Here is a 5,401-nt window from a genome sequence, read left to right as displayed (position 1 = left end):
ACCCCAGACCGCCCAGACCGTGCAGCGCGTCCGGAGCGACGCACCCGAGCCGACCGTTCCCGTCGGGACGGCGACGATCGCCGTCGTCCGTCCTTGAGCGAGTCCAAGCCGACGGTGGCACTTCCTCGCAGCAACGTCCGCCGCATCCCCCCCGAACCGGCCCGACGAGACACCGGCACGGCGCCGCACAGCAGCGCAACGGCACAGCACGGCAGCGCAACGGCACAGCACGGCAGCGCAACGGCACAGCACGGCAGCGCAACCAGGCAGGCCGGCGGGCCGGCGAAGGCCGGGCCCGGCCTCGGCCGGGCCAGTGGAACCATGGCGATCGGCACGATCGTCTCCCGGGCATCCGGGTTCCTGCGGACCGTCGCGATCGCTGCGGCGATCGGGACCGGTGCGGTGAGCCAGGCCTACAACGTCGCCAACACCACGCCGAACATCCTCTACGACCTGCTCCTCGGCGGCGTCCTCACGAGCGTCGTGGTGCCGGTCATGGTCCGCACCGCGAAGGAGGATCCCGACGGGGGGAACGCGTTCGCGTCGTCGCTGCTCACACTCATGATCCTCGGCCTCGGGGTCGTCGTGGCAGTGGGCATGCTGATCGCCCCGTGGATCATCAGCCTCTACCTGCACGCCGGCTCCGACGAGCGGGCGCTCGCCGCCACGATGCTGCGGTGGTTCCTGCCGCAGATCATCTTCTACGGGGTAGGCGCGACGATCGGGGCGATCCTCAACGTCAGACAGTCGTTCACCGCGCCCATGTTCGCCCCGATCCTGAACAACCTGCTGGTCATCGTCACCTGTCTGAGCTTCACCTATTTCATCGCGGGTCCGCGCCCGCCGGGTGTGGACGGGCCGAAGGCCATCACCGACACCCAGGTGACGGTGCTCTCCGCCGGGACGACCCTGGGCGTCGTCGTCATGACCCTCGCGCTGCTCCCCTCGCTGCGCAAGGTCGGTTTCCGCTACCGGCCGCGGTTGGACATGCGGCATCCCGAACTGCGCTCGACGGCTCGGCTGGCGGGGTGGACGCTGCTGTTCGTCGTGATCAGCCAGGCCGGCTACCTGGTGATCGTCAACCTGTCGACGGCGACGACCGCCTACACGATCTACACGTACGGATACCAGATCTTCCAGCTCCCGTACGCCATCATCGGCGTCTCGGTCATCACCGCACTGTTGCCGAGGATGAGCGGGCACGCCGCCCAGGGGCGCAGGGACCTGGTGCGGGCCGACATCTCGATGGCGACCCGGGTCACGATCACCGCGATCGTGCCCGCCGCCCTGTTCATCCTCGCCCTGGGCCGGCCGATCGCCGTCGCCGTGTTCCATCACGGCGCGACCGGCTACGGCGACGCTATGGACATCGGCGACACCCTCAGCGCCTTCGCCCTGGCCCTCGTGCCGTTCTCCCTGTTCCAGGTACAGCTACGGGTGTTCTACGCCTACCAAGACAGTCGCACCCCGGCACTGGTCAACATCGGGGTCGTGGCGGTGAACGTCATCGGTGCTCTGGTCCTCACCGTGGTCGTGCCCGAGGAGCACCGGGCCGTCGCGCTGGCGCTCTCCTTCGCCACCGCCTACCTGATGGGCCTCGCGGCGACGAGCACCCTGTTGCACCGGCGGCTCGGGGGAATCGATGGCAATCGCACCGTGCAGGTCATCACCCGGGTCGCGATCGCGGCCGGGATCGGCGCCGTCCTCGCGTCGCTGCTCGCCCGAGGTGCCCGCGCGGTCGTGGGTGAGGGGTGGCTTGGTTCCGGGGTCGCGGTGGTGCTCGCCGCGGCCGTGGGAGGCGGGCTCTTCCTCGCGGTCGCCACCCGGATGGGGATACACGAGATCAACGCCCTGCTGGCGGAGGTGAACGGACGACTCGGCGGCCGGCTGTCCCGACGGCCGGGGCGATCATCGCAACGCGGCTGACCGGCAGTGATGGCACCTAGGGGCCAGCCGAGCCGATCCCGCCGGCACCAGAAAGATCCTTGTCGTCGTTACTCCCGAGGCATCCTCGCACGTCACCGAAAGAATCGGCTCGCCGATCGTCACAGTCGGTACACATGGGCGGGTTGTCCCAAGACATTCGCGAGATCCTTCTGACCTCCTCGTACACTGGACACGCTGTGCGCGGGCCCCACCCAACGCCGCCGGTAAACCAGGCGCAGCCTCCCGCTCGTCGCTTCGTTCATCGAGGCGGCTGGTCAGAGCGACGGAGGGTACCCGGGGTGTCCGCCTACGGTGGCGGCACGCTGGGCGGAACCCCTGCCCGGGTGAGGTAGGGAAGCCCGACGGCGGATTGTGGACGCCGGGCCCGTGGACGACGGAGGCGCTGTGGTCGACGGAAGCAACCGACCGCAGGCCGGGAACGTCGATAACGACGTGAACCCGAACGCGCCCGGAGTCCGGGGTGCGACGCCGCGCTCCGGCACCGCCATCCTCGCCGAGTCCGTGCTCGACCGCCGCTACCGTCTGCTCTCCGCGTTGACGACCCGTGGGCCCGTCACCCTCTGGCGAGGCGACGACAAGGTGCTCGCCCGACCGGTGGCAGTGCGCATCGTCGAGCACGGCCCCGCGTCTGCGGGCGGCGGCGGGCCGGCCACGGATCCGGAGCAGGAGCAGGCGGCCCGCCGGCTTCTCACCGCAGCGATCAATTCCGGTCGGCTGGTGCATCCCGGCGCCGCCTCGACCTACGACGCCACCACTACCACGGCCGAGTCCCGACGCATCTCCTACGTCGTCTCGGAATGGGTGGACGGCAAGACGCTGCGTCAGCTTTCCACCGACGGGCCGCTACGCCCGGAGCAGGCCGGCGCCGTGGTGCTCGCCGCGGCCCGAGTCATCGCCGCGGCACACGAGCGCGGCATCCATCACGGTGACCTGAACCCCGGTGACGTCATCGTCTCCAGCCACGGCACCGTCAAGGTCATTGACCTGGAGATCGGCGGGGTGCTCGCGGAACTCGACGGTTCCCTCCCCGCGACGGAGCTCGACGGGCACGGCAACCAGCCCGACCAGAGTGGGATCGGCGGGGACGACGGTTCCGGCCCAGGCACGGCCGACCGCGCAGGCGGCGGCCCCGACGCCACGGCGGTGAATCCCGACCTGATCGCCGCGGCCGACGTCCGGGCGCTCGGTGGCCTGCTGTATGCCGGGCTCACCGGTTACTGGCCCCTCGGCGGGGACCGCGGTCTGCCCACCGCACCCACCTCGGGCGGCCGGCTGCGGACTCCCCGACAGGTCGCCTCGTCAGTTCCGCGTGATCTCGACGCCATCACCATGGCCACCCTCGGCGACGATCGGGTCGGGGCGCCCATCACCACGGCGGCCGACCTGGTCGAAGAGCTGGAGTCGATCAACCCGGTGGACGCCGTGCTCGACACCGGGTTGATGAGCCTCGGTGACGCCCCGCCCAGCACCGAGGCGATGGACGTGGACACCTTCGCATCCTCGGACTACCTCGCGCCGGGGGATTACCCGGCGCAGGGCCGCTATGCCGACACCGCCGGCTACCCCGGCCCCGGCCGGGACGCCCGGTACGACACCCGGGTGGAAGGCCCCCACGGGTCCCGCGGCGGCGGGACCGGCTACGGCCGCAGCGGGTACGACGACCGCAGCGGGTACGACGACCGCAGCGGGTACGACGACCGCAGCGGGTACGACGACCGCAGCTATCCAGCCGGAGGTGGCGGTTACCCGGCGGGATCCGACCGCTACCCGCCTGGTTCCGGCCCGAGGCGCCGTGGCGGGCCGTCGCTGGGACGGGCCGTGCCGTGGATCGCTCTGGTGGTGGTCGTCGCAATCGCGGTGGTCGCCGTAATCACCCTGCGTAGCAACGGCGAAAAGAATAACGCTGCCAACCCCGGCACCCCGACCACGGTGCCGGCGACCCCCACCGGAACCATCCTCAAGCCAAGCAGCACGGACTCCTTCGACCCGCTCGCACCTTCGGGTGAACCCAAGACCGAGAAACCGGCGGATGTCGGCAAGGCGTTCGACGGGAACACGTCGACGGAGTGGACGACGAGCAACTACACCAGCGCGACGTTCGGCAACCTCAAGCCGGGTGTCGGGCTGCGCATGGCGTTTCCGCAAAAGATCCTGCCCACCTCGGCCACCGTGACGGTCGGCAGCCTGGGTCCGGTGTCGTTCGAGCTGCGCAGCGGCGACAGGCTGTCGGAGTCGCTCGACGGCTTCGACCGCGTGGTCGCCCAGAAGTCGGGCGCCAGCGGCACGGTGGTCCTGCCGATGTCGTCGGACGTGAACCCCTCGCAGTACTGGGTGCTGTGGCTGACCTCGCTGCCGTCGAACGCCGGGCAGTACCGCGGGTCGATCGCGGAGATCACGTTCCGGTCCTGACGGGAGGACGGTGAGAGGACGGTGAGAGTCGGTCCACCCGCCGAAGTCCTGGTGGCCGCCCCGACGCCGAGCTGGGCTGCGCCGCCGTACCGCCCGCCCGACGGTGCCCATGACGACTACCCCGAAAGGCCATATTCGTGATCCGGTCAATCCCCGCGGGTGCGTCGCCGAGCATGACCTGCACCTGGACGTCGAGGAGGCGCTGGGCTGGCTGACGCCCGGGTTGCGGACCGCCGTGGTGCTGGTGGACGTGGCAGGACGACCCGTCGCCGAGGCGGCGGGGCTGCTGGGAGTTCCGGTCGGGACGGTGAAAAGCCGGCGTTCGCGCGGTCGCGCGCAGCTCGCCGTCCTGATGGGTCCCCCGGCCAGGGAACCCGGCGGCTTCGCCCGCCGTCTCAGAAGGAAGACACCAGGATGCGGCGGGCTCACCGGGGCAGCAGCCCGTTACCGGAGGTCGGCCCATCGGCCGCGGCCCCGCGGGCGCGGCCGACGCCATCCGGATCTGCCGAAGGAGGTGATCAGCAATGGCGACTGAGCCTGCGGGGGACCGACGCCGACCGGCGGCTCCCTCCGATCCCTTCCCGGCGGGTCGCCGCTTGCGCGCGCACGTGCATCACCCGGACGCCGAGCTGCTGGACGCCTTCGCGGACGGAGAGCCGCTCCCCCGCTCCGTCCGCGAGCATATCGAGGGCTGCGTCTCATGCCAGGAGTCGATGGTCGCCCTCCGCAGGGTCCGTACGGACCTCTCCCGCTTGGCGGCCCTGACGATGCCCGGCGAGGTGGCCGAACGCCTCCAGGCTGCGCTGGCGGCCCACGCGCCTGCTCCCTCTCGGCCGGGACCGGGCCGGAACCCGGCCGCGCCGACCGGTCCGGGGCCCGCGAGCTCCGGCTTCGCCGGCACCACGGGAGCCGCCGGGGCCAGCGGCACGGAACCCCTCGTGGGGGATACCGAGGCGGTCCACACCGAGGCCGTCCACACCGATACAGGGGATGGCCCGGGTGGGCGGGCGGCGAGTGGCAACAGGCCAAGGCGGCCCGGCCGAGG

The 5,401-nt window shown here is 71.2% G+C and carries 3 protein-coding genes and 1 pseudogene; all 4 read left to right on the top strand.

What is annotated here, in order from left to right:
• The first annotated feature begins 321 nt into the window (after nucleotides 1-321).
• The gene (gene murJ / locus AC08OP_RS20045) at nucleotides 322-1,926 is read left to right on the top strand and encodes a murein biosynthesis integral membrane protein MurJ (protein WP_476615594.1); all 1,605 of its coding nucleotides are present in this window, start codon (nucleotides 322-324) and stop codon (nucleotides 1,924-1,926) included.
• Nucleotides 1,927-2,331: 405 nt separating this feature from the next.
• Nucleotides 2,332-4,356 (top strand): protein kinase family protein, encoded by a 2,025-nt coding sequence (locus AC08OP_RS20040; protein ID WP_476615593.1) that lies wholly within the window; start codon nucleotides 2,332-2,334, stop codon nucleotides 4,354-4,356.
• Between the two features lie 109 nt (nucleotides 4,357-4,465).
• Nucleotides 4,466-4,891 carry a sigma factor-like helix-turn-helix DNA-binding protein gene (locus tag AC08OP_RS20035; RefSeq protein ID WP_476615592.1) on the top strand — a complete coding sequence of 142 codons (426 nt, stop codon included), beginning with the start codon at nucleotides 4,466-4,468 and terminating at the stop codon, nucleotides 4,889-4,891.
• Nucleotides 4,881-5,401: pseudogene (locus AC08OP_RS20030) on the top strand (hypothetical protein); the annotation flags it as partial. The gene AC08OP_RS20035 and the pseudogene AC08OP_RS20030, both read left to right, overlap by 11 nt.

Source organism: Frankia sp. CeRuru1 (assembly GCF_977966315.1).
This window is presented reverse-complemented; position numbering and strand designations above follow the sequence as displayed.

Bases quoted from the DNA above. Each gene is read 5' to 3' on its own strand.
- AC08OP_RS20035 (WP_476615592.1), top strand. From the start codon at position 4,466: ATGACGACTACCCCGAAAGGCCATATTCGTGATCCGGTCAATCCCCGC.
- murJ (WP_476615594.1), top strand. From the start codon at position 322: ATGGCGATCGGCACGATCGTCTCCCGGGCATCCGGGTTCCTGCGGACC.